This is a genomic window from Tamlana crocina (assembly GCA_040429635.1).
GTDB classification, from domain to species: domain Bacteria; phylum Bacteroidota; class Bacteroidia; order Flavobacteriales; family Flavobacteriaceae; genus Flavisericum; species Flavisericum crocinum.
This window is the reverse complement of sequence record CP158972.1, coordinates 3,581,157-3,605,753: the sequence shown is the minus strand read 5'-3', so window position 1 is coordinate 3,605,753 and position 24,597 is coordinate 3,581,157. Positions and strand designations below refer to the sequence as shown.

Below are 24,597 nucleotides of genomic sequence, written 5' to 3'. Positions count from 1 at the left end.
AGTTTCAGGGCCAATTAAAATAAAGTATTTGTTAAGGCGTATTCTATTGTAGTGGGTTTAAGAAAATTCTTTTTATTTTAGCAGTAATGCAAGAACGACTTCAAAATTACATTCCGCCAAAAGCGTTGCCCAGAATTTTAGGTTTATTGGAGCATGAGCATTTATCGGTTAAAATTAAGAAAGAACGCAAAACCAGGCATGGCGACTATATGCGTTTGCCCAATGGCAAGCACCAAATAACCATAAATTCAAATCTTAACCCATATCGTTTTTTAATCACTTTAGTGCATGAAGTAGCGCATTTTGAAGCTTATAACAATTACGGAAAGTCTATAAAGCCACATGGAGCTGAATGGAAAAAAACGTTTCAGCATTTAATGTTGCCGTTTTTAAATCCGGAAGTGTTTCCTTTGGAATTATTACCGCTTTTGGCAAAGCATTTTAAAAATCCGCGGGCATCGAGCGACACCGATGTGCCTTTAGCCTTAGCCTTAAAGCAATTTGACGAACCTAACGATAAATCGTATGTTTTTGAAGTACCTTTAGGGCAAGAGTTTAAACTCTATAACGGAAAGGTGTTTAAAAAAGGGAACAAGCGTGTAAAGCGCTTTGAGTGTGTTGAGGTTAAAACAGGTAGGTTGTACTTGTTTAACCCCAATGCCGAAGTCGAAATCATTTAATAATGAAGCACGCATTATTGGCGTAAAGCTGATGTGTGTTTCAGATAAATAAAATACTTATGAACAAAAACTATTATGCCATATTAATGGCCGGAGGAGTAGGGTCGAGATTTTGGCCTGTGAGTACGCAAGATTTTCCTAAACAATTCCACGATATGCTGGGCACGGGCGATACTTTGATACAGAAAACATTCCACCGCTTGGCAGATTTAATACCCAAAGAAAATATTTATATTTTAACCAACGAGCGCTATAATGATTTGGTGTTGGAACAACTTCCCGAAGTCACCCAGAAACAAGTGGTTTTAGAGCCTGCCATGCGTAACACAGCGCCCTGTATTTTGTACGCTTCCTTAAAAATTCAAAAGGAAAACCCAGATGCAGTAATGATTGTGGCGCCCAGCGACCATTGGATTGAAGACGAACAAGCCTTTTCGAAAAACGTAAAACAGGCATTCGATTTTTGCCAGGAAAATGATGCTTTGATGACCTTGGGCATTCAGCCCACGTTTCCGAACACAGGTTATGGTTATATTGAATTTGATAAATCGGCTTCCGAAGATATTAAATCGGTAAACCAGTTTAGGGAAAAACCGGATTACGACACCGCAAAGGAGTTTATTGCCAAAGGGAATTTTCTGTGGAATGCAGGCATTTTCATGTGGAGCGTAAAAAGTGTGGTTGAAGCTTTTAAAGGTAATCAACCCAGTTTGTATGCTCATTTTGAAGCGGGGATTTCAGCATATAATACCGAAGCCGAAGCCGCTTTTATTGAAGAAAACTACCCGAAAGCAGAAAACATTTCGGTAGATTATGCCATTATGGAAAAATCGAACAATGTGTATGTGATTGCTGCAGATTTCGATTGGAACGATTTGGGTACTTGGGGAAGCCTTTATGATAAATTGGATAAAAGTGAAAACGGCAATGCGGTGGTTAACGCTAGAACACTGGTTGAAGATGCCACCGGAAATATGATAAGCACCCCAAAAGATAAAATTGTGGTAATTGACGGTATTCAGGATTATATTATTGTTGATAAAGACGAAGTTTTGCTTATCTTTCCTAAGTCCAAAGAACAAGATATTAAGCAAACACTCCAAAAAGTAAAGGACAAGTTTGGTGAGCAATACGGCTAGAATATGAGCGAAGAAAGCAAATTCAATTTCTCTGAAGAAGAAGAGAAAAAGAAAGTAAACGTTGAGCAGTCTAAAGAAGAAATAAAAAAAGAGGCTCAAGGTTTGGCGGCAAGCGTTAGTAAGTTTTTAAAAGAACTTTTAGATTTTAGGGACGATACCGATAGAGATGCCACTATAAAGGCTATAAAGGCCGATATTTCCTTTAAAGGCGCAACAGCTTGGATTTTGGTCTGTTCTATTTTTGTGGCTTCCATAGGCTTAAATGCCAACTCTACCGCTGTGGTTATTGGTGCCATGTTAATTTCGCCGTTAATGGGACCTATTTTGGGTGTTGGGCTCTCTATAGCCATAAACGATATTGATACTCTAAAACGGTCGTTGGTCAATTTGGCCATTATGATCGTGCTCAGTTTAATTACTGCTTTTTTATTCTTTTGGCTCTTTCCGCTTAGCGAAGAAACCTCCGAACTTTTAGGGAGAACCCGTCCTGACATTCGGGATGTGCTCATAGCCTTTTTTGGCGGATTGGCGCTCATTATCGCACGTACCAAAAAAGGCACCATCGCTTCGGTTATTTTTGGTGTGGCCATTGCCACAGCTTTAATGCCGCCCTTGTGTACTGCCGGATACGGTCTTGCAGAAGGCAATCTGCTTTATTTCGGCGGAGCCATGTACTTGTTTACCATCAACACCATTTTTATTGCTCTGGCTACGTTTTTAGTTTTAAAACTACTACGGTTTCCTATGTTGCGGTATGCCAACTCGCAAAAACGCCGTTTTATTTCGAGGGTAGCTACAGCTTTGGCGGTGGTAGTGATGATTCCCGCAATATGGACGTTTATTAATGTACTTACTGAAAGCCGCTACCAAAGAGATTACAACAATTTTATAAAAAATGAAGTAGAATCGAACGAAAACTTGTGGCTTCAAAGGCATAGTATGAATATGGATACTCAAACCATATCACTTTATTTTAATGGGGAGCTTAACGATGCTACTATCAGCGATTTGGAAAACGAGCTGGAAGATTACGAAAACATTCAATATTTTAAACTGAATATTTCGGGGAATAAAAACAGAAGTTCCGATAAAATTTTAGAGCTTTACGATAAAGCCACCATTGAAATTGAACAAAAAGATTACGTTATTAACGGGCTTAAGGAAGAAATTGAAACCCTTAAAAATAATGTAGTGAGTTTGAATGACCAATTGGAAGACAAAGCTAAAAAGGCAAACGTAGTATTGTATTCAACCGTGGCGAAAGATGCCAAAATTAAATTTTCAGATTTAACTTATTTCGGAATGGCCAAAATGCTGGAATCTACAGATTTTATTAAAGTAGATACGATTGACGTGGTTAGCGTAAAATGGAACACGAAACTTAAAGATAGCGTTAAAAATAAAAGGGAAGCAGAACTGAAAACCTGGCTAAAAACTGTTCTTAAAACAGATAAACTAAAGCTGCTTAAAGAAAAGTAGAGTGGTTTATTGGAGGTCTTCTTCCAAGTACATTTTACGTACTTTTTTAAACAATTCTGAAGAGTAAACAAAATTGGTAACGGCTTCGTTGTCGGTTTTAAAAATGTTCTCGTTAGAGCCTTCCCATTCTTTGAGACCATGCTTTAGAAATACGATTTTTTCACCAATTTCCATTACCGAATTCATATCGTGTGAATTAATTACGGTGGTTATCTGGTATTCGTCGGTAATTTCTTGAATAAGGTTGTCGATAACCATTGATGTTTTTGGGTCGAGTCCAGAATTGGGTTCGTCACAAAACAAATATTTGGGCTTGTTTACAATGGCACGTGCAATGGCCACCCGTTTTTGCATACCACCAGAGGCCTCACTGGGCATTTTTTTATGGGCGCCTTCCAAATTAACACGCTTTAAAACAAAATCGGCTCTATCCTGCATTTCGCTTTTGCTCTGTTTGGTAAACATTTTTAAAGGGAACATGACATTTTCTTCTATGGTCATGGAGTCGAAAAGAGCACTACCCTGAAAAACCATGCCTATTTCGGCACGTAGGTTACGTTTTTCATCTTCAGAGAGTTTCGAAAAAATCTTTCCGTCGTAGGCAATACTGCCTTGCTCATAATTAAAGAGACCCAATAGGCATTTCAAAAATACCGTTTTTCCAGAGCCACTTTGCCCAATAATCAAGTTGGTTTTTCCTTTTTCAAAAGTGGTACTAATACCTTTTAAAATATGGGCATCGCCAAACGATTTATGTAAATCCTTAACTTCTATCATTAGCCTAGCAGCATATCGGTTAACAAATAATTCAATAAAATAATAACCACCGAAGTCCAAACGAAAGCTGTGGTACTCGCTTTTCCTACTTCAAGTGCCCCGCCTTTCATATAATAGCCGTAAAATGCAGGCACAGTGGCCAAAATAATGGCGAACACAAAGGTTTTTATAAAGGCATAAATAACATGAAAGGTCTCAAAATCGGTTTGAATTCCAGTAATGTAATCTTCTACCGTGGAATAGCCTCCAAAAACGCAGGCAGCCATACCACCTAATATGCCCAAAAACATACCAATGGCAATGGCAAACGGGTAAAGCATTAAGGCTATGGTTTTAGGAAACACCAGATAATTTAACGAATTTATGCCCATAACTTCCAGTGCATCAATTTGTTCGGTAACACGCATGGTGCCAATGCTGGAGGTGATAAACGACCCTACTTTTCCAGCCATAATAATCGAGGTAAAAGTAGGAGCAAACTCTAAAATTATAGATTGTCGGGTAGCAAAACCTACCAAATACCTTGGGATTAAAGGGTTGTCAATGTTTAAAGCAGTTTGAATGGTAATTACCCCGCCCACAAAAAACGAAATGAATGCAATTATACCCAACGACCCGATGATGAGGTCGTCAATATCTTTAAGAATTAATGAACGCATCACCGGCCATTTGGTGGGCTTGCGAAACATTTCAATAATCATTAAAAAATAAGACCCTATATTTTGAAGGTAAGTCATAAGTAAATTTGTTGTGCTAAAGTAAAAAAAAGTTAGGGGTATTTAACTTTAATTTTAAATTATGATGTTTTTAAAACTGTATTTTTGGCCAAAATTGAAGAAAAAAATGAAAAATATAATACTTGGTATCCTTTTAATGTCAGTGGCATTTTCTTCGAGTTCGCAAAGTATTTCCGTTTTGGATAAAACCGAAAGTAAGCTTTCCAGACCTAAACTTGTAGTTGGGATTGTGGTTGATCAAATGCGTTACGATTACCTAACCCGTTTCTATAATAAATACGGCGATGGAGGTTTTAAACGTATGATGGCCGAGGGCTTTAATTGTAAGAACAACCATTACAATTATATTCCAACTAAAACGGGGCCGGGGCATGCATCGGTTCATACGGGTACTACTCCAAAATACCATGGTATAATGAGCAACGATTGGTATGATAAAGCAACCAAATCGATGGTATACTGCGCCGGAGATGATAACGTAAATTCTGTAGGTACATCCAAGCACGAAGGAAAGATGTCGCCACATCGTATGTTAACAACCACCTTTGCTGATGAAAACAGATTGTTTACACAAATGCGTGGAAAAACTATAGGTGTTTCCATTAAGGATAGAGGAGCTGTTTTGCCAGCCGGACACACTGGTAATGCCGCCTATTGGTTTCGAGGGAAATCTGAAGGCAAGTTTATTTCAAGTACCTATTACATGCAGGAGTTACCAAAATGGGTGCAAGATTTTAACGCATCCAAAACCGTGCAATCTTATTTAAAGCCATGGAATACCTTGTATGATATATCCACCTATGAAGAAAGTGGAAGTGATTTAAATGATTTTGAAGGTACATTTATTGGGAAAGAAAACGCCACCTTTCCGTACGATTTAAAAAAATTAAATAGAATTAACGGAGGCTTCGACATTATAAAAACCACGCCTTACGGTAATAGTATAGTAACCGATTTTGCCATGGCGGCCGTTAAATGCGAGCAACTTGGGGAGGATGAAATAACCGATGTTTTGGCGGTGAGCTATTCAAGCACCGATTATATCGGCCATAAATTTGGTGTAAATTCCAAAGAAGTTCAAGATACTTACCTGCGTTTAGATTTGGAGCTGGAACGCTTTTTCAATTTTTTGGATGAAACTGTTGGAAAGGGAGAATACACTGTATTTTTAACAGCCGATCACGCTGCGGTTGAAGTGCCGGCCTATTTAAAATCTGTGAAAATTCCAGCGGGTTATTTGGATAATAATCAGCGTAAAAAAGATTTTAACAACTTTTTAGTTGAAACCTATGGCACCAGTGACATTTTAGAAAACGTTAGTAACGATCAGATATTTTTGAACTGGGATAAAGTAAGAGAATTGGGGCTGAATTTAAAAGAAGTACAAGAGGCCATTGTTTACGAACAATTAAGTTACCTTAATGTTTACAAGGCTTATACAGCCAGTACTATGAGCTCGGTAAATTTTGTTGATGGTATTGAAGCACTTTTACAAAAAGGCTTTAACCAAAAGCGCTCTGGAGATGTGCTGTTGGTTAACGATCCTGCTTTTATTTCCTATGGTCGCACAGGATCCACTCATGGTTCTGGCATGAACTACGATACCCACGTGCCCTTATTGTTTTTTGGAAAGGGCATAAAAAACGGACACACTTTTCAAAAAACTGAAATTACTGATATTGCTCCAACCATGTCGGCACTTTTAGGCTCCAGTTTCCCTAATGGGGCTATTGGGCAGCCTTTGGAATTTGTATTTGAATAATGAGTAAGAGGACAATATATTCGGTTGTGGCGATTCTAATTGTTATTGGAATTTATGGCTATGAACACTTTTTAAAGGAAGAAGAAAAAGCCGAAGCGATTTCTGACGGAAAAGATGCTAAAGCCGAAACTAATGAATATTTTATACCCAGCAGTACCACAGGGCAGGTAGTGCATCACGAAGGCTATTCGTTATCTTATAGCGAAACCCACGAACAGGCCGAATGGGTTGCTTACGAATTGAAAAAATCGCACCTTTCTAGCACCAACCATAAACGCCCGTATTTTGAAATTGACGAAGCTGTAAAAACCGGTGCGGCGCACTGGCGCAATTATAAAAACTCGGGATATGACCGCGGACATTTATGCCCAGCAGGCGATAGGCGTTACTCTAAACAAGCCCACGATGAAACGTTTTTAACCAGTAATATTAGTCCGCAAGAACATCAGTTCAATTCAGGTATTTGGAATACTTTGGAGCAAAAAGTGCGTTATTGGGCCAGTAAATATGATGGCGTTTTTGTGGTGACAGGAGGGGTTTTGAGAGATGGATTGGAAACCATTGGAGAAGAACAAGTTTCAGTGCCCAAGCAATTTTACAAAGTGCTTATTGATGCGAACAACGGTAACCCCAAAATGATTGCTTTTTTAATGCCGCACCAAGATTCTAAAAAACCGCTTTACGAGTTTGTAGTATCGGTAGATTCTATTGAAAAACTCACAGGGATTGATTTTTTTCCTCAATTGAAAGATGCCATTGAAAATAAATTGGAAGCTTCAAGCAGTTATAAAGGCTGGAGTTTTTAGTTTTGTTAGAAGTCAGAAGTTAGTTGTATTTGTGTTGTCATGCTGAGCGCAGTCGAAGCATCTTCAAATTGTTGTCAAAAGATGAGGCTGTAAATTAAACTCTGTCTAAAGAAAGACTCAAATTACACCAATTTACCCAACATCCCTTTCCAACGTAAATTCCTAATAAATTTTCCTTCGTCCTCCGAAACCAAAAAGGCAATATTTTCTTTTTTGGCCTTAAAATACCCCGCCATATAATCTTTAAACAAAGCAAAGTTGCCTTTTTTGTAAGCCAGTTTTAATGCTGAAATCAAAGTAATAAAAAAACCATAGCGCATTTTGTACATGGCTTCACCTTGCAAATATTTTGACGCTTTATTATAGCTGATGCCTGTGGGCTTTAAATGTTTTACATGAAGCGAATCGTCAGTTAAAATCTCCCAGCCGTAATATTTGGCTAAAAGTTCATCAATCGTGTCCCAGCCCATGGAGGGCTTTAGTTTTCCTATTTGTAAAAAGCAGTCTTTTCTGTAGGCTTTCAGGGCACCACGAATGTGGTCTTTTCGGGTGAGGTTTTCTAAAACCCACTGGTTGTTTTTTTCAATATAACAAAATCCGGAAGCCATGCCCAGTTTGGGATTCTTCTTAAAATGAACGGACAATTTTTCTAAATAATCCTTCGGAAAAATTAAATCGGCATCAAATTTACAAATCACATCGTAGTTGGTATCTAGGGTTTCAAAACCTTTGTAAAAGGCATTGATGATTTTAGAGCCCGGCAAATGCTGGTTTGATGACTTTGAATTCACCAAAGCAATAAAAGTATGCCTTTCAGCGTAGGCTTCAACAATATCCTGTGTTTTGTCGGTTGAGTTATCGTTAACTACCACAATTTTGTTGGGCAATAGGGTTTGTTTGGCCAAGGAATCTAAAGTTAGCGCGACAGTGCTTTCTTCGTTATGGGCGGGAATGATGATGGAGAAATTCATTCTTTAACTATAAAATCTGAAATTAAATTTAATTTAGATTTTGGAACAAAAAAACAGTTTCTAATACCATTGTCAGAGTCCCTTTTTATTGTTGTGGTTCTTACTAAACCATTTTCTGTATGGTTATAAAATTCGAAGTTTAAAGAAGCAAAAAACGCATCTAATTCTTTTTCAATAGTATTGAAAAGTGTTTCACATATTACAATGGGTTCTAATTTTTCAATAATTTCTTTTCCAGAATTTAAAATGTCTATTTCCGTGCCTTCAGTGTCAATCTTGATTAAATCGATGTTTTTTAAGTTTTCAGATTTAACAAAATCGGCTAATGTTGTAGCGGTTACAGTATTCTTTACAAAATTTCTTGAAGTTGTTTTTGTGCCTGCGTTTCCCTCACCAGCTAGATCGTATTTTAAATATTTATATTTTTTGCTTTTTACCTCATAAAAATCAATTACACCAGAAGAACTGCTCAGTGCCAAATCGATAGCTTTTATGTTATTTTGAAAATTATTTAATTTGATGTTCTCATTTAAAAAATGCTTAGGGCCGATAGCCGGCTCGAAAGCATAGGCCTTAATATTGGGGTTTGATTTTGCTGCTATTAACGAATAGTAGCCAATGTTAGAACCAATGTCAAGAAAACAATTTACATTCTTTGATAGTTTTTCAAAGATTTCTGAGTATTCGAATTTTTTGTATCCGTTCCAGAATAGTAATTGGGTTAAGTAACTGGTTTGGTTGGTGGCAATTTTTATTTTCCCTGAACCTGTTTTCAAGTGCAGAATGCCTGAAGGAGGAATCTTAATTTTATTTAAAAATAAATTTTTTAACAGATAATTAATGTTTCTGATTAGAAAATTTATTTTTGAATGGTAAATTAATTTATAAATTAAATTCATGTATGTTTATTTGAATTGCAAATATATGTAGATCCTGTAAAGTGATTATGGTTATAAAATGGAAGTTTTGCTATTTTAAATTTGAATATTGATGAGGAGATTAAATATAATATTTTTGTTGATTTGCACGAAAATATTCTCGCAGAGTTTAACAGATAATTTATTGCTCCATTATACTTTTGATGGAGACACCAACGATTCAAGTGTTAATGGGAACCATGCAATTAATTTTGGAGCAACATTTGTTGATGACAGATTTGGTAACCCAAATTCAGCTATATATTTTGATGGCATTGATGACTATATTAATTTCCCAAATATTTCTGAGTTAAAACCCAATTTACCAGTTTCTTTCTCTTTTTGGATTAATTATGATAGTACAGATTTGGATGATAGAGAAGTGTTTAATACTTCTTTTGAGGAGGACAGAAATACTGGAGTTTTTTTTAATTCTCAAGCATCCACGGGAAATTATGCTATTAATTATGGAGATGGTTCAAATAGTTATGTTTCCTCTACAAGAAGAAGTTATGTCTCAAATTCTTCAATTCAAGTTAATAGTTGGCATCAAATAATCATTATCGTTAATTCTGCTAATGACATGAAGATTTATTTTGACTGTAATGAAAGTGGAGGTGTTTATTCTGGTTCAGGGGGGGCATTGCAATATTCTGATTCACCTGGTTGTATAGGTAGGCATGATAGGAATTTGGGAGTTCCTGCAAATTATTTTAAAGGGGCAATAGATGATTTTAGATATTGGGATAGAGCGCTCACTGATGAAAATATCGCTCAATTATTATCCTCAACATTTACAAGTTCAGTTTCCTTTACAAATATGTCAGGTTGTGATTCAGATGACGGTACTATAACAATATCAGATTTGGAATCCAATGTAAATTATACCATAACCTATAATTATTTAGGTTCTTTGGTGACATTAAATATTCAGTCAGATGGTACTGGAGAAATTACAATTTCAGGGTTGCTTGATGGAGTGTATGAAGAAATATTAATAACCAACGATGCAACAGGCTGTTCAAGTGATTTGGGTCAAATTACAATTGAAGCACCAAATATTGAAGCCCAAATTTCCTCAACCGACCCAACCAGTTGTAACAGTTTCGATGGGGTTATTTCAATTTCAGATTTATTGGCCTCAGAAAGTTATACCGTTTCGTACACCTTAAATAATGTTCAAGAAATAGTATCGGTAACGTCAAACACCTCGGGAGTAATTGAAATTAGTGGTTTAGAGGCAGGAGGTTACGAGTCCATTAGCATTGAAGAAGTTTCCAGTGGCTGTTCAGGAAATTTAGCCAGCCAAGTCTTGGATGCTCCCCGTCTTTCAGCTTCCCTGTCCTCAACCAACCCGTCTAGATGTGGTGTTTCAGATGGGGTAATAATCATTTCAGGATTGTTGGGTAATTCAAATTACGAGGTATCTTTTTTTAAAGATTCGGTACCGGAAAGTAGAACGCTTACATCCAATACCGATGGTGAATTACAATTGAATAATCTAGATTCTGGCGTTTTTGAAGATATTTTTATTGAGGAGCAGGCCACTACATGCTCTATAAACTTAGGGCAAATCTTTTTAGACGCCCCAGATTTCAACGTTTCAATTGTATCAATCACAGCGAGTAGGTGCGAGGATCCAGATGCACGGGTTGCAATTTCTGTGCCGTCAATGAATTCGGCATATTCGGTTTCATATACAAAGGATGCTGGCTCTGTTAAAACCACAGGTTATTTTTCGGGAGTGAACAGTGAATTGATTTTGGATGGTTTGGGTGCTGGTGTTTATGAAAATGTTGTAGTAGCCGAAGATGCTACAGGGTGCTCCGTTAATTTAGGGCAGATTACTTTAGAAACACTGAGTTTTCAAGCCGAAATCAGGAGGTCTGAATCAACAGAGTGTGATTTTCAAAAAGGAGGTTTTGTTATATCAGGCTTGGCAGTGAATTCAAATTATACAGTTTCTTTTTCAAAAGACTCGGTTATGGAAAGTATCGCTTTATCCTCGGATGGTTCTGGAGAATTGCATTTAACTGGCCTAGCATTTGGTGAGTACGATGATATTTTGGTTACCGATAATTATACGGGTTGTTCTGATGATTTGGGAGATATGAGTTTGAGTTGTGAAAGCCAAGTGCCAGAATGTTTTGAGGTAAAGCCGTTTTTTACTCCAAACGATGATGGTTACAACGATACTTGGAGCCTTGAAATAAAATCCGCTTCTTGTCTGTACGAATTGCATATTTACGATAGGTATGGCAAACTATTGAAAACACTCAACCCAGAAAATAAAGAATGGGACGGCACTTACAGAGGGGCAAATATGCCATCAACCGATTATTGGTTTATTGTAACATATAATCTGGACGGAACAAAATTAAAGTTCCAATCTCATTTTACTTTGGTAAGATAAATCTAGTATTGATACACAATAGCATTAATATGCATACCGGCACCAACACTGGCAAAAATAACAATATCGCCTTTGTTTAAACTATGACCTTCCAATTGCTTGCGCTTTACCAAATCCAACAGCGTTGGAACGGTCGCTACCGAACTGTTTCCTAATTTTTGGATGCTCATGGGCATGACACCTTCAGGAATTTCGGTTTTGTACAGTCGGTAAAAGCGCTTTAAAATGGCGTCGTCCATCTTTTCGTTGGCTTGATGGATAAAAATCTTTTTAACGTCTTTAATGTCCACGCCGCTATTGTCCAAACAGGTTTTCATCGCCTTAGGCACATTGGTAAGCGCGAATTCATAGATTTTACGCCCATCCATTTTAATATAACGGGTGTCTTGTGGCAGTTCTGGGTTGTTTGATTTTCCAAAGAACAAATAGTAAGCTTCATCGTAAGTGAAACTGGCTGTTTCGTGAGCCAAAATGCCACCGTCCTCATCGCTGGCTTCCACAATAGTGGCACCGGCGCCATCGGAAAAAATCATGGCATCTCGGTCGTGTTTATCGGTAACACGCGATAAGGTTTCGGTACCGATGACTAAGCAGCGCTTCGCCATACCCGATTTAATAAAAGCTTTGGCTTGTATAACGCCTTCCACCCAACCAGGGCATCCGAATAAAATATCGTAGGCCACACATTTTGGATTTTTAATGCGTAAACTGTGCTTTATTCTTGAGGCTAAAGAAGGTAACATATCACCCTGAATGGTGTTATGTTTAACGTCGCCAAAATTGTGTGCCGCGATAATATAATCGATAGTTTCGGGATCAATATTGGCATCTTCAATGGCTTTTTCGGCAGCAAAAAAACCTAAATCAGAAGAATTTAAATGGTCTTTAGCGTAACGACGTTCTGCAATCCCGGTAATTTCCTTAAATTTTTCAACAATAACCTCGTTAGGAGCGTTTATAGCCGAACCATCTACATTTAAAAAGGTATGGTTATGAAAGGCCGTATTTTTTTCTACGGTACTGGGTATGTAGCTGCCCGTTCCTGTGATTTTAATGTTCATAAATCAAATTGCCTTGAAACAGTTTATAGGTGCTAATATAGTTTGACCGAGCAAACATGCCAATTTGCTTCTATTAAAATTTACGATGTTCAACCTGTATTTTATGCTTCGGCGTAAGCCTCGATTGGGGTGCAAGAGCACACCAAATTGCGGTCGCCAAAGGCATCATCTACGCGGCGCACGCTAGGCCAAAATTTGTTGTTTCTAATATATTCCAAAGGAAATGCAGCTTCCTCACGCGAGTATGGGAAATTCCATTCGCTGGCTGTTACCATGCCTAAAGTGTGGGGTGCATTTTTTAAAACGTTGTTGGTATTGTTTTTTGAAATTTGGTCAATTTCCTTTTTTATGGAAATCATGGCGTCGCAAAAACGGTCTAGCTCGGCTTTGCTTTCACTTTCGGTAGGTTCAATCATCAACGTGCCAGCGACGGGGAATGACACTGTTGGAGCATGGAAACCATAATCAATCAATCGTTTTGCAATGTCGCTCACTTCGATGCCGTGGGCCTTAAACGGACGACAATCGACAATCATTTCGTGGGCGGCTCTACCACGTTCACCAGAGTATAAGGTATCGAAACTGCCTTGAAGACGTTGTTTTATATAGTTGGCATTTAAAATAGCTGTTTTGGTAGCAGCGGTTAAGCCTTCTGCACCAAGCATTTTAATATATCCGTATGAAATTAAACAAACCAAAGCCGATCCAAAAGGTGCGGCCGAAATGGCTGTAATTGCTTTTTCGCCTCCTGTTTTTACTACAGGATTGCCCGGTAAAAATGGCACCAATTGTTCGGCAACGCAAATAGGGCCTACGCCTGGGCCTCCGCCACCATGGGGGATAGCAAAGGTTTTGTGTAAATTAAGGTGGCACACATCTGCTCCAATATTTCCAGGGTTGGTTAAGCCTACTTGGGCGTTCATGTTGGCGCCGTCCATGTACACTTGTCCGCCATTATCGTGGATGATTTTTGTGATTTCCCTAATGGCCGATTCGTACACACCGTGGGTGGACGGGTAAGTCACCATCAAGCAAGAGAGGTTATCTTTGTGTAATTCGGCTTTGGCCCTTAAATCGTCAACATCGATATTGCCTTCATCGGTCGATTTGGTAACCACCACTTTCATTCCGGCCATTACCGCAGTAGCTGGGTTGGTGCCGTGCGCAGATGATGGGATTAAGCAAATGTTTCTGTGATGGTCGCCACGCGATTCGTGGTAAGCTTTGATAACCATTAAGCCTGCAAATTCACCCTGAGCACCAGAGTTAGGTTGTAGTGATGTTGCGGCAAATCCTGTTATTTCAGTTAATTGGTCTTCTAATTCTTTTAAAACTTTGGTGTAACCTTTGGCTTGTTTTAATGGAGCAAAAGGATGGATGTTGGCCCATTTGTAAATGCTTAATGGTAACATTTCTGAGGCTGCATTGAGTTTCATGGTACATGATCCCAAGGAAATCATGGAGTGGTTTAAGGCCAGGTCTTTACGCTCTAAATTTTTCATGTAGCGCATCAATTCAGTTTCAGAATGATAAAGGTTGAAAACAGGGTCGGTTAAAAAATCTGATGTTCTTTTAACGGTTTCGTCAATGCTGTTTTCGTCAGTGATATTTGAAATAACGATGGTTTCTTCATTAGCCACTTCAGCAAAAACAGAAATTAAATAGTTAAGATCTCTAATGGAAGTGGTTTCGTTAATAGAAACCGTTACCGTTTCTTTATTGGGATAATATAGGTTAACCTTCTTCTCTATGGCTACTTTTTTAATTTTCTTCGCCTTTGTTTTTATTTGAAGGGTATCAAAATAAGAGGTGTTCACTTGTTCGTAACCTAAACGTTTTAGTGCGTTCGCCAATATTACGGTGCGGTTATGTACTTTGTTAGCAATAAATTTTAGTCCTTTTGGGCCATGGTACACAGCATACATGCTCGCCATAACGGCCAATAATACTTGTGCCGTACAAATATTTGATGTGGCTTTATCGCGTTTAATATGCTGCTCACGGGTTTGCAAAGCCATACGTAAGGCTAGGTTGCCATCCATATCTTTGGTTACGCCAATAATACGTCCAGGCAGGTCGCGCTTGTAAGCTTCCTTGGTTGCAAAATAGGCAGCGTGCGGGCCGCCATAACCCATCGGGATGCCGAAACGCTGGGTAGTGCCTACTACTATATCGGCACCAAATTTTCCGGGGGCTTCCAGTTTTACCAAACTCAAAATATCTGCAGCTACGGCAACTTTTATTCTTGAATCATTGGCTTTTTTTATAAATGACTTTATATCGGTGATTTGACCGTGTTTCCCTGGGTATTGTAAAATGGCTCCGAAGAAATCTTCAGAAAAATCGAAGTTTTCTTCCTTACCTATAACCAATTCCACTCCAATAGGTGTGGCTCTAGTTTGCAGGGTAGATAAGGTTTGTGGTAAAATATGTTCGGAAACAAAAAATTTGTTAATATCTGCTTTTTTCTGGTCGCGCTCTCGCACGGCGAAGAGTAAGCTCATGGCTTCGGCTGCTGCGGTAGCCTCATCTAGAAGCGAAGCGTTGGCAATTTCCATGCCGGTTAAATCGATTACCATGGTTTGGAAGTTTAAAAGGGCTTCCAATCTGCCTTGTGCGATTTCGGCTTGATAGGGCGTGTACGCCGTGTACCAACCCGGATTTTCAAGAATGTTACGCTGAATTACAGCCGGCATAATGGTGGGATGGTATCCCAAACCGATATAAGTGGTATATGCTTTGTTCTTTTTTGAAAGTTCATGAATATGCAATAAATACTCATATTCAGTCATGGGCTCGTCCAGTTTTAACCCGTTTTTTAAACGGATATCGTCCGGAATAGTCTCGTAAATCAATTGGTCTAAACTGTCAAGACCAAGGGCGTTTAACATTTGTTTTTGTTCGGCTTCACTGGGGCCGATATGACGTAGGGCAAATGCGTTTGTATTCATGAATTTTAGGTTTTCAAAAAATGATTCGCAAAAATAAGCATTATTTAAGGCTTTTTATTGCATTAAATGGAAAGTTTTCAACCGCAAGGAAGTCTTATCAACAGTTTGATTATTTTTGTTTAATGAGGGTGTTTAAGCAACTTTTCGATTTTCACATTAATGCCAGTATCCATGTGGCTTTGGCGGTGTATGCCTTATCTTTCATAACGCTTTTTCAGTTTAAAGTCCCTTACGATGAAAATGTGTTGTGTTTTATATTCTACGCGTCAATTACTGGGTATAACTTTGTAAAGTACTTCGGGGTAGCTAAATTTCATCACAGAAGTTTGGCCAATTGGCTTAAAGCCATTCAAATATTTTCATTTTTCTGCTTTTTGTTGATGTGTTACTATGCTTGGCAATTAAAACAAAACACGTTGTTGTGTATTGGCGTTTTTGGGCTGATAACTTTTTTTTACGCTATTCCGTTTTTGCCCAAGCATTTTTTTCTGGACAAGCAGCAAAACTTAAGGAGCGTAAGCGGACTCAAAATCTACTTGATTGCCCTGGTTTGGAGCGGGGTAACCGTGTTTTTGCCGTTAATAAACAATGAATATCCAATAAACTGGGACGTGATTGTTACCGCCATTCAGCGTTTTGTTTTTGTGGTGGTTTTGATGCTGCCGTTTGAAATTAGGGATTTGGCTTATGATAGTTTAAAACTCAGTACCGTGCCACAAAAAATAGGAATTGCTGCGACTAAACTATTGGGGTCGGCATTGCTGTTAATCATGTTTTTTATGGAGTTTTTAAAAGATGAAACTTCCACGTTAAGGATTTTAGTTTTGGCATTGGTTTCCGTGGTGACGGGCTGGTTTGTGGTGTGCTCTAAAACAGGAAGAAATAAATATTATACAGCATTTTGGGTTGAAGGACTGCCCGTTTTTTGGTTGCTGCTGTGGCTTTTAATGGTTTAGACTGATTGTTCTTCCATAGCCTTTTTTAATTCCTTTTTCATGTTTTCTTTACAGGCTTCGTCTAGGCAGTTTAATTTTGAGCTTTTAACAGCTTTGGTCAATTTGCCGTTATTTTTAGTGTATTTGCGGCAGGCTTTACAGTAAACTAGGTGAAGGTTCAGAACTATTTTTTCCCAAAATGTAGCTTCACAATACTGTGCTTTGTCGCACATTATATTTACCTTTTCGCAAGGCATAAACACCTTAATTTTTGCACACATAATTAAAACCAATTTTCTTTTAGACATTCGGCGAGAGCTGTACGTGCCCTGTGGATGATTACCCAAAGGTTAGACGGTGTAATATTCAGTTCATTACAAATCGCTTCAGTATCGTGACCCAAAATGGTTTTCATTTTAAAAACCTCGGCTTGTTTTTTGGGCAGCATATCCAAGCAATTGTATATGGCATCTCCAAGTTCTTCATTTTCAAGGGTGTCTTGAGCGGTTTTGTCGAAGGGGTCACCTACGCGTTCTTCCAGCCAGTCGCCATCGGACTCATCTCCAGAGTTATAGTTCATTCTAACTTCTGCTTGGCCTTTGTTGGAATTTATCTTTCTGTAGTAATCTATAATTTTTCGTTTTAAAATGGAAATGAGCCAAGTACGTTCGCTGGCTTCCCCTTTGAAGTTTTTCATAGATTTAAGCCCAGCCAAAAAGGTGTCCTGCACCAAATCTTGCGCAATTTCTCTATCGCTTACACGGGAAATGGTGTAGTTGAACAAGTAGTCGGAATATAAATCGATCCACTTGTTGGGATTTATCTGGTTGTTGGGCATAAATAGTTTTTTATTCAAATTTAAGCAAAAAAACTACTTCTCGATTAATCCAGCCCTTCTTAATAATGCTTCGGGTTGAGGCGCTTTTCCGCGGAAGCGTTTGTAAAGCGTCATAGGGTCTTCCGAACCGCCTTGCGACAACACATTATCTTTGAATTTTTGAGCAACGGTTTCGCTGAAAATACCTTCTTCCTTAAACATTTCGAAAGCATCGGCATCGAGTACTTCAGCCCATTTATAACTGTAATAACCCGATGAATAACCACCTTGAAAAATATGTGAAAACGAGGTGCTCATACAGTTTTCGGCAACATCTGGATATAATTTGGTGCTTTCAAACGCTTTGTTTTCAAAGTCTTTTACCGAGAATGATTTTGAAGATTCATCATCGTGCTTGCACTGAGCGAAGTCGAAGTGCCAACTCATATCCAACAGCCCAAAACTTAATTGGCGTAACGTTTGCATGCCTTCGTGAAACGTAGCGGAAGCTTTAATTTTTTCAATGAGTTCCATGGGGATCACTTCCCCCGTTTCGTAGTGCGTGGCAAACAGTTCCAAAGCTTCTTTTTCGTAGCACCAGTTTTCTAAAACCTGACTGGGCAACTCCACAAAATCCCAAAACACGCTAGTGCCCGATAAGCTGGGGTAAGTGGTGTTAGCCAACATACCATGAAGGGCGTGCCCAAATTCATGGAACAAGGTAGTCACCTCGTTAAAAGTTAAAAGCGAAGGCTTGGTTTTTGTTGGTTTGGTGAAATTGCATACTATTGAAATATGCGGACGGCTATTTTCGCCATCTTTAACATATTGCGGTTTGTACACCGTCATCCAAGCACCGTTCCGTTTTCCGGGTCTAGGGAAAAAATCGGCGTATAAAATAGATATGTAATTACCATCACGATCGGTTACCTTGTAGGTTAAAACTTCGTCGTGGTATTTATCTATATCGTTCATTTCTTCAAAATGCAATCCGTAAAGCTTGTTGGAAACGGTAAATACCCCATCGATAACATTTTCAAGCTTAAAGTAAGGTTTCAGTTTTTCGTCATCCAAATCGAAAAGCTTCTGTTTTAGCTTTTCAGAATAGTATGCACCATCCCATTTTTGAAGTTGGTCTATGCCGTCTAATTCCTTAGCGAACTGTTCAAGATTTTTAAATTCCCGTTCGGCTGCTGGCTTAGCTTTTTCCAATAATTCATTCAAGAATTTTTCAACGGTTTCCGGTGTTTTGGCCATGCGTTCTTCCAAAACAAAATGGGTGTGGGTTTTGTAGCCCAATAAATAGGCACGTTCGTGCCGTAGTTTGGCTAGGTTCAATACATTGTCCTGATTATCCAATTCGTCGTTATGGAATCCTTTTGCTCCAAATGCTATGGCGAGTTTTTTTCGCAGTTCGCGGTTATCGGCATAAGTCATAAACGGAATGTAGCTAGGGTAATCCAATGTGATTAACCAGCCCTCTTTACCTTTCGCTTCAGCGGTTTGTGCGGCAGCTTCTTTAGCACCTTCGGGCAATCCGGCCAAGTCCGTTTCATTGCTAATATGCAATTCAAACTTATTGGTTTCGGCGAGTACGTTTTCGCCAAACTTTAATTTAAGTTGACTTAGTTTTTTGTCGATTTCACGCAATTTTAGCTTTTTGTCTTCAGGTAAATTGGCACCGTTCCGCGAAAAGCTTTTGTATTTTTTATCGAGCAGCGTTTTCTGCTCAATAGTTAATACAAGTTGTTCTTTTTGATCGTAAACGGCTTTTACACGCTTGAACAAGTCTTCGTTTAAAGTGATGTCGTTACTGAACTCGGAAAGCAAAGGCGAAACTTCCTGTGCTATTTTTTGAATCTCCTCGTTGGTTTCAGCAGAATTCAAATTAAAAAAAATGCTAGAAATGCGATCTAATTGTTCTCCCGAAAAATCCAGTGCTTCAATGGTGTTTTTGAAGGTGGGTGCTTCGGTGTTGTTTACAATGGCATCTATCTCGTTTTTAGCGATTTCGATAGCTTCTTTTATCGTGGGAAGAAAATCTGAATTTTCGATTTTCGAAAAAGGAGCGGTATTATATTTTGTATTAAACGGAGTAATTAGCGATTTCTTTATCATTTTTGTAATGAATGTGTTAAAAATTAATTTTACTATGTATGCATAATAAAATTTTTAATACTTTTGCAACCGACAATAAGGAAGAGTGACTAACTCATGAGATTATTTGTTAATAGCTGGAAAGCCCTGAACATTAGTTCGGGGCTTTTTTTTATTGCTATAAGTCTTTGGCCGATTCGTGAACCTTAATTTTAAGTCCTTCTTTGTAAGCTACTATTTTGTCGAGCACACATTTGTCGCTCGCACCAATTATTTGTGCTGCTAAAATGCCGGCATTTTTTGCGCCGTTAAGTGCCACGGTTGCCACGGGAACGCCTCCCGGCATTTGTAAAATGGATAATACAGAATCCCAACCGTCGATGGAATTGCTGCTTTTTACAGGCACGCCAATAACGGGCAGGGGTGATAAAGAAGCAATCATGCCTGGTAAATGTGCAGCACCACCGGCACCGGCCACAATTACGGAAAAACCACGAGTGTGCGCATTTTGACCGTAATCGAAAAGTTTTTCGGGGGTACGGTGTGCCGAAACAATATCGACTTCTACTTCAATATCAAATCCTTTTAAAATATCTATGGCATCTTGCATAACGGGAAGGTCGCTTTTGCTTCCCATAATAACTCCTACTTTACTCATATATTTCAATTTTTAAAATTCCAAAAAAACAAAAATTTAAAATAGAAATAAACTCTGTTGTGGAATTTAGTGTTTGCTTTTTGTGATTTATTTACTGATCACTTTTATTGTTTTCTTTACGTCTTCGGCCACTTTTCTAGCTTGACTTAAATCTTCATTAACAATGGTAACATGACCCATTTTTCGGAACGGTCGGGTTTGTTTTTTGCCATAAATGTGTGGGGTAACCCCATCCATTTTCATGATGCTTTCTATGTTTTGGTACACTACGTTTCCAGTGTAGCCCTCGGCACCGACAAGGTTCACCATAACACCGCCCACTTTGCTGTCGGTTCTCCCCAAAGGTAAATCTAAAATGGCCCGAACATGTTGCTCGAATTGTGAAGTATAACTAGCCTCAATGGTTTGGTGCCCCGAGTTGTGGGGGCGTGGCGCAACTTCGTTGATTAAAATTTGGTCGTCTTGGGTTTGGAACATCTCTACAGCCAACAAACCAACATGGTTGAACGCCTTTGAAACGTTTAAGGCTACTTCTTGCGCTTTTCTGGCAACCGTTTCGTCAATTCGTGCCGGGCAAATAACGTATTCCACTTGGTTGGCTTCGGGGTGGAATTCCATTTCTACAACCGGATAGGTTTTGATGTCGCCCGATGCGTTTCTGGCAACAATTACGGCCAACTCGTTTTTAAAAGGCACTAAGTTTTCGGCAATACATTCGCCTTTTGGCAAACCTTCCAAATCTGAAAGTTTACGAACCACTTTAACACCGTTGCCGTCGTAACCAAATTGTGCCGCCTTCCAAACAAATGGCAATTGGAGTCCACCGTTTTCAACGGCATCTTCAATTTCAGAAAGGTAGGCAAAACGGGTAAATGGTGCCGTTGGCAAATCGTTGTCAACATAAAACAATTTTTGCTTCGCTTTATTTTGAATGGTACGTAGTGTTTTTGAAGCTGGATATACTTTTACGCCTTCTTTTTCAAGGGCTTCCAGAGCATCAACGTTTACGTTTTCAATTTCAATAGTCAATACATCTACTTGTTTTCCGAAGTTGTAAACGGCATCAAAATCCATTAAATTGCCCAAATGGAATTCATCGCATGCAATTTTACATGGTGCATCTTCGCTCGCTTCTAACACACAAGTGTAAATATCAAATTTTCTGGTATTGTAAAGCAGCATTTTTCCAAGTTGTCCGCCACCTAAAATACCGAGTTTAAAATCTGAAGAAAAGTAATTCATTTTGAAAAAAATTTAGCTAAAACCTTGAAATTCTTCCGCAAAAATACACTTAAATCTTAAATTAGTTCCCAAAACATAAATCAAAAAATGGTTATTGGTCAATCTATTGATTATCTTTGCCACTTTCAAAAATAGTAACCGTGATTAAGCTACACGACAAATATTTTAAACCGTTTATTTCGGCGAAGCAAATTGATGAAGCGTTGCAGCGAATGGCTAACGATATAGCCAAAGATGTGGGCGACGAGGTTCCTGTGTTTGTGGGCATTTTGAATGGGTCGTTTATGCTAACGAGCGATTTTGTGAAAAAATACCCGAATACCTGCGAAGTAACCTTTATAAAATTGGCATCGTACGAAGGTTTAAAATCTTCTGAAGACATCCAAAGATTGATAGGGTTGACCCAAGATTTAACAGGGCGCACCGTTATTATTTTAGAAGATATTATCGATTCTGGCAAAACACTGGCCGAGGTACACCGCATTTTCAAAAACGAAAAGGTGAAATCGTTAAAAATAGCCACGCTGTTTTACAAGCCCGAAGCCTATAAAAAAGACTTTAAATTGCACTATGTGGGTATTGAAATTCCCGATAAATTCATTGTGGGCTACGGATTGGACTACGATGGTTTGGGGCGCAACCTCACAGAAGTGTATCAAATTAAACAAACACAACATATGACAAACTTAGTATTATTTGGCCCTCCGGGAGCAGGGAAGGGAACGCAAGCAGAATTTTTAAAGGAAAAGTACAATTTGGTGCATATTTCTACCGGCGATGTTTTTAGGTTCAATATCAAAAACGAAACCGCTTTGGGGATGTTGGCTAAATCATACATCGATAAAGGTGAGCTCGTTCCAGACCAAGTAACTATTGATATGTTGAATGCTGAAGTAGAAAAAAACACGGATGCCAAAGGGTTTATTTTTGACGGTTTTCCACGTACCAATGCGCAGGCCGAAGCTTTAGATAAGTTGATGGACAGTAAAGATTCGCAAATTAATGCGATGATTGCTTTGGAGGTTGAAGACGAAATTTTGGTAAAGCGCCTTATTGGAAGAGGAAAAACCAGCGGAAGAGCTGATGATGCCGATGAATCTATCATTAGAAACCGAATCAAGGAATACTACGATAAAACTGCCATTTTAAAGGATTACTATTCTGCACAGAGTAAATATTACGGCGTTAACGGCGTAGGCAGTATAGAAGATATTACCGAGCGATTGAGCAAGGTGATTGACAATTTGTAATTCATTCCCGCGAAGGCGGGAATCTCATCATTTTTATTTGAGATTTAATTAAAAAGATTCCCGCTTTCGCGGGAGTGATAGAATCATGACAGAAGGAAATTTTGTTGACTACGTAAAAATGTATGTGGCTTCCGGAAACGGAGGTAAAGGCTCAGCTCACTTACACCGCGAAAAATATATTGCCAAAGGCGGGCCCGACGGCGGTGACGGTGGTCGTGGGGGACACGTTATTATCCGTGGCAACTCCAACCTTTGGACACTTTTTCATTTAAAGTTTAAAAAACACGTTCGTGCAGGCCACGGCGAGCACGGTAGTAGTAACCGAAGCTTCGGTGCTGATGGTGAAGACGCTTATATCGATGTACCATTGGGAACGGTGGTTCGCGATACAGAAACCAATCAAATTCTGTTTGAAATTACCGAAGACGGTGAAGAAAAAATACTGGCCGAAGGCGGTAAAGGCGGATTGGGGAACTGGCATTTTAAAAGTTCTACCAACCAAACGCCGCGATATGCCCAACCGGGATTACCCATGGAAGAAAAGTATATTACCATGGAGCTCAAAGTGTTGGCCGATGTGGGCTTGGTGGGCTTCCCCAATGCGGGGAAATCGACTTTGCTTTCGGTGGTGACTTCGGCAAAACCAAAAATTGCCGACTACGAATTCACCACGCTAAAACCTAATTTAGGGATTGTAAAATACCGTGATTTCCAAACTTTTGTAATGGCCGATATCCCTGGGATTATTGAGGGCGCTGCTGAAGGAAAAGGACTTGGGCATTACTTTTTACGTCATATTGAACGGAATTCTATTTTACTGTTTTTAATTCCTGCGGATGCCGACGATATTAAAAAGCAGTACGATATTCTGTTGGATGAATTGCGCCGCTACAACCCCGAAATGTTGGATAAAGAACGCATTATCGCCATATCAAAAAGTGATATGTTGGACGAGGAGCTAAAGGCCGAACTTAAAGCGGAACTGGACGACGAATTGCCCATTCCGTATTTGTTTATTTCATCGGTGGCCCAAAAAGGGATTACCGAACTAAAAGACCAGCTCTGGAAAATGTTGAATGCCTAAAACCGTTGGCGTTTTGAAGCAGTACCTTAAAAGCATAGTTGAAATTAACGACAATAAAAGAAGTAGATATTTTGCTTTTTTTATTCAAGGTTTAATTCTGCTTTCCATTGTTACGTTTTCCGTTGAAACCATTCCCGATTTAAAACCTCAAACTCGAATGCTGCTCAGAGTCATTGAGTGGTTTAGCGTTATTGTTTTTACAGCGGAATACCTACTGAGAATTTATGTGGCCGATAGCAAACCCAAGTTCATTTTTAGTTTTTTTGGCATCATCGACCTGTTGGCTATTTTGCCTTTTTATTTGTCGTTTGGATTGGATTTAAGGTCGTTACGGGCATTGCGTTTTTTACGTTTATTCCGAATATTGAAATTGGTGCGTTATAACAACGCCATGAACCATTTTACACGCGCGATTAAATCGGCCAAAGAGGAAATTTTACTTTTTATATTCATCACCCTGATTTTAATATACTTTTCGGCCGTTGGTATTTACTATTTTGAAAACGAAGCACAGCCCGAGCATTTTTCGTCAATTTTTGATAGTTTATGGTGGGCGGTAATTACATTAACAACAGTTGGATATGGCGACGTTTACCCAATTACCGTGGGCGGAAAAGTGTTTACCTTTTTTATCCTGATGATTGGTTTGGGCATTGTTGCCATACCTACCGGAATTATTTCTTCCGCCTTAACAAAATCGGTTGATAAGAACGAGGAAAGCAGATAGTTCTAATTTTCTAAAGATACGTGAATAATAGGTAAGAAATTTTCGTAAGTTAGAGTGGATTTCACAATTGAAACGAGTGGAATTTGTATCGAAA

21 protein-coding genes are annotated in these 24,597 nt (G+C 38.8%); 10 read left to right on the top strand and 11 right to left on the bottom strand.

Features of this window, described 5'->3' with window-relative positions:
* Positions 1-86 precede the first annotated feature (86 nt).
* The 3 genes from ABI125_15710 to ABI125_15700 are packed head-to-tail and all read left to right on the top strand — an operon-like array spanning position 87 to position 3,298.
* On the top strand, positions 87-680 hold the full coding sequence (locus ABI125_15710; GenBank protein ID XCF06153.1) for a SprT-like domain-containing protein: 594 nt from the start codon (positions 87-89) through the stop codon (positions 678-680).
* A gap of 59 nt (positions 681-739) precedes the next feature.
* The gene (locus ABI125_15705; GenBank protein XCF06152.1) at positions 740-1,819 is read left to right on the top strand and encodes a mannose-1-phosphate guanylyltransferase; all 1,080 of its coding nucleotides are present in this window, start codon (positions 740-742) and stop codon (positions 1,817-1,819) included.
* Between the two features lie 3 nt (positions 1,820-1,822).
* Positions 1,823-3,298, top strand: coding sequence for a DUF389 domain-containing protein (locus tag ABI125_15700; protein ID XCF06151.1), 1,476 nt, complete (start codon positions 1,823-1,825; stop codon positions 3,296-3,298).
* 6 nt (positions 3,299-3,304) lie between these two features.
* On the opposite strand, the gene ABI125_15695 is transcribed toward ABI125_15700, so the two are convergent.
* Both ABI125_15695 and ABI125_15690 read right to left on the bottom strand, forming a co-directional pair.
* Entirely contained in the window at positions 3,305-4,075 is a 771-nt protein-coding gene (locus ABI125_15695) for an ATP-binding cassette domain-containing protein (protein ID XCF06150.1), read from the bottom strand.
* Positions 4,075-4,812 (bottom strand): ABC transporter permease, encoded by a 738-nt coding sequence (locus ABI125_15690; protein ID XCF06149.1) that lies wholly within the window; start codon positions 4,810-4,812, stop codon positions 4,075-4,077. The genes ABI125_15695 and ABI125_15690 overlap by 1 nt, the downstream gene beginning before the upstream one ends.
* A 106-nt stretch (positions 4,813-4,918) precedes the next feature.
* Between ABI125_15690 and pafA the strand changes: the two genes are divergently transcribed.
* Positions 4,919-6,574: an alkaline phosphatase PafA gene (gene pafA / locus ABI125_15685; GenBank protein XCF06148.1), complete on the top strand. Its 1,656-nt coding sequence runs from the start codon at positions 4,919-4,921 to the stop codon at positions 6,572-6,574.
* The gene (locus ABI125_15680) at positions 6,574-7,380 is read left to right on the top strand and encodes a DNA/RNA non-specific endonuclease (protein XCF06147.1); all 807 of its coding nucleotides are present in this window, start codon (positions 6,574-6,576) and stop codon (positions 7,378-7,380) included. Before pafA ends, ABI125_15680 begins: the two co-directional genes overlap by 1 nt.
* 122 nt (positions 7,381-7,502) lie before the next feature.
* On the opposite strand, the gene ABI125_15675 is transcribed toward ABI125_15680, so the two are convergent.
* Both ABI125_15675 and ABI125_15670 read right to left on the bottom strand, forming a co-directional pair.
* Positions 7,503-8,351, bottom strand: coding sequence for a glycosyltransferase family 2 protein (locus tag ABI125_15675; GenBank protein XCF06146.1), 849 nt, complete (start codon positions 8,349-8,351; stop codon positions 7,503-7,505).
* Entirely contained in the window at positions 8,348-9,127 is a 780-nt protein-coding gene (locus tag ABI125_15670; protein ID XCF06145.1) for an FkbM family methyltransferase, read from the bottom strand. The genes ABI125_15675 and ABI125_15670 overlap by 4 nt, the downstream gene beginning before the upstream one ends.
* Before the next feature lie 214 nt (positions 9,128-9,341).
* On the opposite strand from ABI125_15670, the gene ABI125_15665 reads away from it, so the two are divergent.
* Positions 9,342-11,681, top strand: coding sequence for a T9SS type B sorting domain-containing protein (locus tag ABI125_15665; protein XCF06144.1), 2,340 nt, complete (start codon positions 9,342-9,344; stop codon positions 11,679-11,681).
* A 2-nt stretch (positions 11,682-11,683) separates the two neighbouring features.
* Here ABI125_15665 and ABI125_15660 read toward each other — a convergent pair whose 3' ends face one another.
* Both ABI125_15660 and gcvP read right to left on the bottom strand, forming a co-directional pair.
* A complete protein-coding gene (locus ABI125_15660; protein ID XCF06143.1) occupies positions 11,684-12,742 on the bottom strand; it encodes a ketoacyl-ACP synthase III in 1,059 nt (352 codons plus the stop codon).
* A gap of 101 nt (positions 12,743-12,843) precedes the next feature.
* Positions 12,844-15,693, bottom strand: a complete 2,850-nt coding sequence (gene gcvP / locus ABI125_15655) for an aminomethyl-transferring glycine dehydrogenase (protein XCF06142.1) — start codon at positions 15,691-15,693, stop codon at positions 12,844-12,846.
* A gap of 20 nt (positions 15,694-15,713) precedes the next feature.
* Between gcvP and ABI125_15650 the strand changes: the two genes are divergently transcribed.
* Positions 15,714-16,649, top strand: a complete 936-nt coding sequence (locus ABI125_15650; protein ID XCF06141.1) for a hypothetical protein — start codon at positions 15,714-15,716, stop codon at positions 16,647-16,649.
* Here ABI125_15650 and ABI125_15645 read toward each other — a convergent pair.
* The 5 genes from ABI125_15645 to ABI125_15625 all read right to left on the bottom strand — a co-directional run bounded on the left by ABI125_15645 (position 16,646) and on the right by ABI125_15625 (position 21,442).
* Positions 16,646-16,861: a hypothetical protein gene (locus ABI125_15645; protein ID XCF06140.1), complete on the bottom strand. Its 216-nt coding sequence runs from the start codon at positions 16,859-16,861 to the stop codon at positions 16,646-16,648. The two genes, ABI125_15650 and ABI125_15645, sit on opposite strands and share 4 nt — an antisense overlap.
* A 50-nt stretch (positions 16,862-16,911) precedes the next feature.
* Positions 16,912-17,466, bottom strand: coding sequence for a sigma-70 family RNA polymerase sigma factor (locus tag ABI125_15640; protein XCF07917.1), 555 nt, complete (start codon positions 17,464-17,466; stop codon positions 16,912-16,914).
* A 33-nt stretch (positions 17,467-17,499) separates the two neighbouring features.
* The gene (locus tag ABI125_15635) at positions 17,500-19,563 is read right to left on the bottom strand and encodes a M3 family metallopeptidase (GenBank protein ID XCF06139.1); all 2,064 of its coding nucleotides are present in this window, start codon (positions 19,561-19,563) and stop codon (positions 17,500-17,502) included.
* Between the two features lie 157 nt (positions 19,564-19,720).
* The gene (gene purE / locus ABI125_15630; GenBank protein ID XCF06138.1) at positions 19,721-20,200 is read right to left on the bottom strand and encodes a 5-(carboxyamino)imidazole ribonucleotide mutase; all 480 of its coding nucleotides are present in this window, start codon (positions 20,198-20,200) and stop codon (positions 19,721-19,723) included.
* A gap of 87 nt (positions 20,201-20,287) precedes the next feature.
* Entirely contained in the window at positions 20,288-21,442 is a 1,155-nt protein-coding gene (locus ABI125_15625; GenBank protein XCF06137.1) for a 5-(carboxyamino)imidazole ribonucleotide synthase, read from the bottom strand.
* A gap of 140 nt (positions 21,443-21,582) precedes the next feature.
* Between ABI125_15625 and ABI125_15620 the strand changes: the two genes are divergently transcribed.
* From ABI125_15620 to ABI125_15610, 3 genes are all read left to right on the top strand, one after another.
* On the top strand, positions 21,583-22,692 hold the full coding sequence (locus ABI125_15620; GenBank protein ID XCF06136.1) for an adenylate kinase: 1,110 nt from the start codon (positions 21,583-21,585) through the stop codon (positions 22,690-22,692).
* Between the two features lie 85 nt (positions 22,693-22,777).
* A complete protein-coding gene (obgE, locus tag ABI125_15615; protein ID XCF06135.1) occupies positions 22,778-23,776 on the top strand; it encodes a GTPase ObgE in 999 nt (332 codons plus the stop codon).
* The gene (locus tag ABI125_15610; GenBank protein ID XCF06134.1) at positions 23,769-24,503 is read left to right on the top strand and encodes an ion transporter; all 735 of its coding nucleotides are present in this window, start codon (positions 23,769-23,771) and stop codon (positions 24,501-24,503) included. The genes obgE and ABI125_15610 overlap by 8 nt, the downstream gene beginning before the upstream one ends.
* The last annotated feature ends 94 nt before the right edge of the window (positions 24,504-24,597 follow it).

What these genes read in the sequence shown, in the direction of transcription:
- ABI125_15700 (XCF06151.1), top strand. Translation starts at nt 1,823, where the DNA reads ATGAGCGAAGAAAGCAAATTCAATTTCTCTGAAGAAGAAGAGAAAAAG.
- ABI125_15660 (XCF06143.1), bottom strand. Translation starts at nt 12,742, where the DNA reads ATGAACATTAAAATCACAGGAACGGGCAGCTACATACCCAGTACCGTA.
- gcvP (XCF06142.1), bottom strand. Translation starts at nt 15,693, where the DNA reads ATGAATACAAACGCATTTGCCCTACGTCATATCGGCCCCAGTGAAGCC.
- ABI125_15645 (XCF06140.1), bottom strand. Translation starts at nt 16,861, where the DNA reads ATGTGCGACAAAGCACAGTATTGTGAAGCTACATTTTGGGAAAAAATA.
- ABI125_15625 (XCF06137.1), bottom strand. Translation starts at nt 21,442, where the DNA reads ATGAATTACTTTTCTTCAGATTTTAAACTCGGTATTTTAGGTGGCGGA.
- ABI125_15690 (XCF06149.1), bottom strand. Translation starts at nt 4,812, where the DNA reads ATGACTTACCTTCAAAATATAGGGTCTTATTTTTTAATGATTATTGAA.
- ABI125_15705 (XCF06152.1), top strand. Translation starts at nt 740, where the DNA reads ATGAACAAAAACTATTATGCCATATTAATGGCCGGAGGAGTAGGGTCG.
- ABI125_15675 (XCF06146.1), bottom strand. Translation starts at nt 8,351, where the DNA reads ATGAATTTCTCCATCATCATTCCCGCCCATAACGAAGAAAGCACTGTC.
- ABI125_15610 (XCF06134.1), top strand. Translation starts at nt 23,769, where the DNA reads ATGCCTAAAACCGTTGGCGTTTTGAAGCAGTACCTTAAAAGCATAGTT.
- obgE (XCF06135.1), top strand. Translation starts at nt 22,778, where the DNA reads ATGACAGAAGGAAATTTTGTTGACTACGTAAAAATGTATGTGGCTTCC.
- purE (XCF06138.1), bottom strand. Translation starts at nt 20,200, where the DNA reads ATGAGTAAAGTAGGAGTTATTATGGGAAGCAAAAGCGACCTTCCCGTT.
- ABI125_15710 (XCF06153.1), top strand. Translation starts at nt 87, where the DNA reads ATGCAAGAACGACTTCAAAATTACATTCCGCCAAAAGCGTTGCCCAGA.
- ABI125_15665 (XCF06144.1), top strand. Translation starts at nt 9,342, where the DNA reads ATGAGGAGATTAAATATAATATTTTTGTTGATTTGCACGAAAATATTC.
- ABI125_15650 (XCF06141.1), top strand. Translation starts at nt 15,714, where the DNA reads ATGATTCGCAAAAATAAGCATTATTTAAGGCTTTTTATTGCATTAAAT.
- ABI125_15695 (XCF06150.1), bottom strand. Translation starts at nt 4,075, where the DNA reads ATGATAGAAGTTAAGGATTTACATAAATCGTTTGGCGATGCCCATATT.
- ABI125_15640 (XCF07917.1), bottom strand. Translation starts at nt 17,466, where the DNA reads ATGCCCAACAACCAGATAAATCCCAACAAGTGGATCGATTTATATTCC.
- ABI125_15680 (XCF06147.1), top strand. Translation starts at nt 6,574, where the DNA reads ATGAGTAAGAGGACAATATATTCGGTTGTGGCGATTCTAATTGTTATT.
- ABI125_15635 (XCF06139.1), bottom strand. Translation starts at nt 19,563, where the DNA reads ATGATAAAGAAATCGCTAATTACTCCGTTTAATACAAAATATAATACC.
- pafA (XCF06148.1), top strand. Translation starts at nt 4,919, where the DNA reads ATGAAAAATATAATACTTGGTATCCTTTTAATGTCAGTGGCATTTTCT.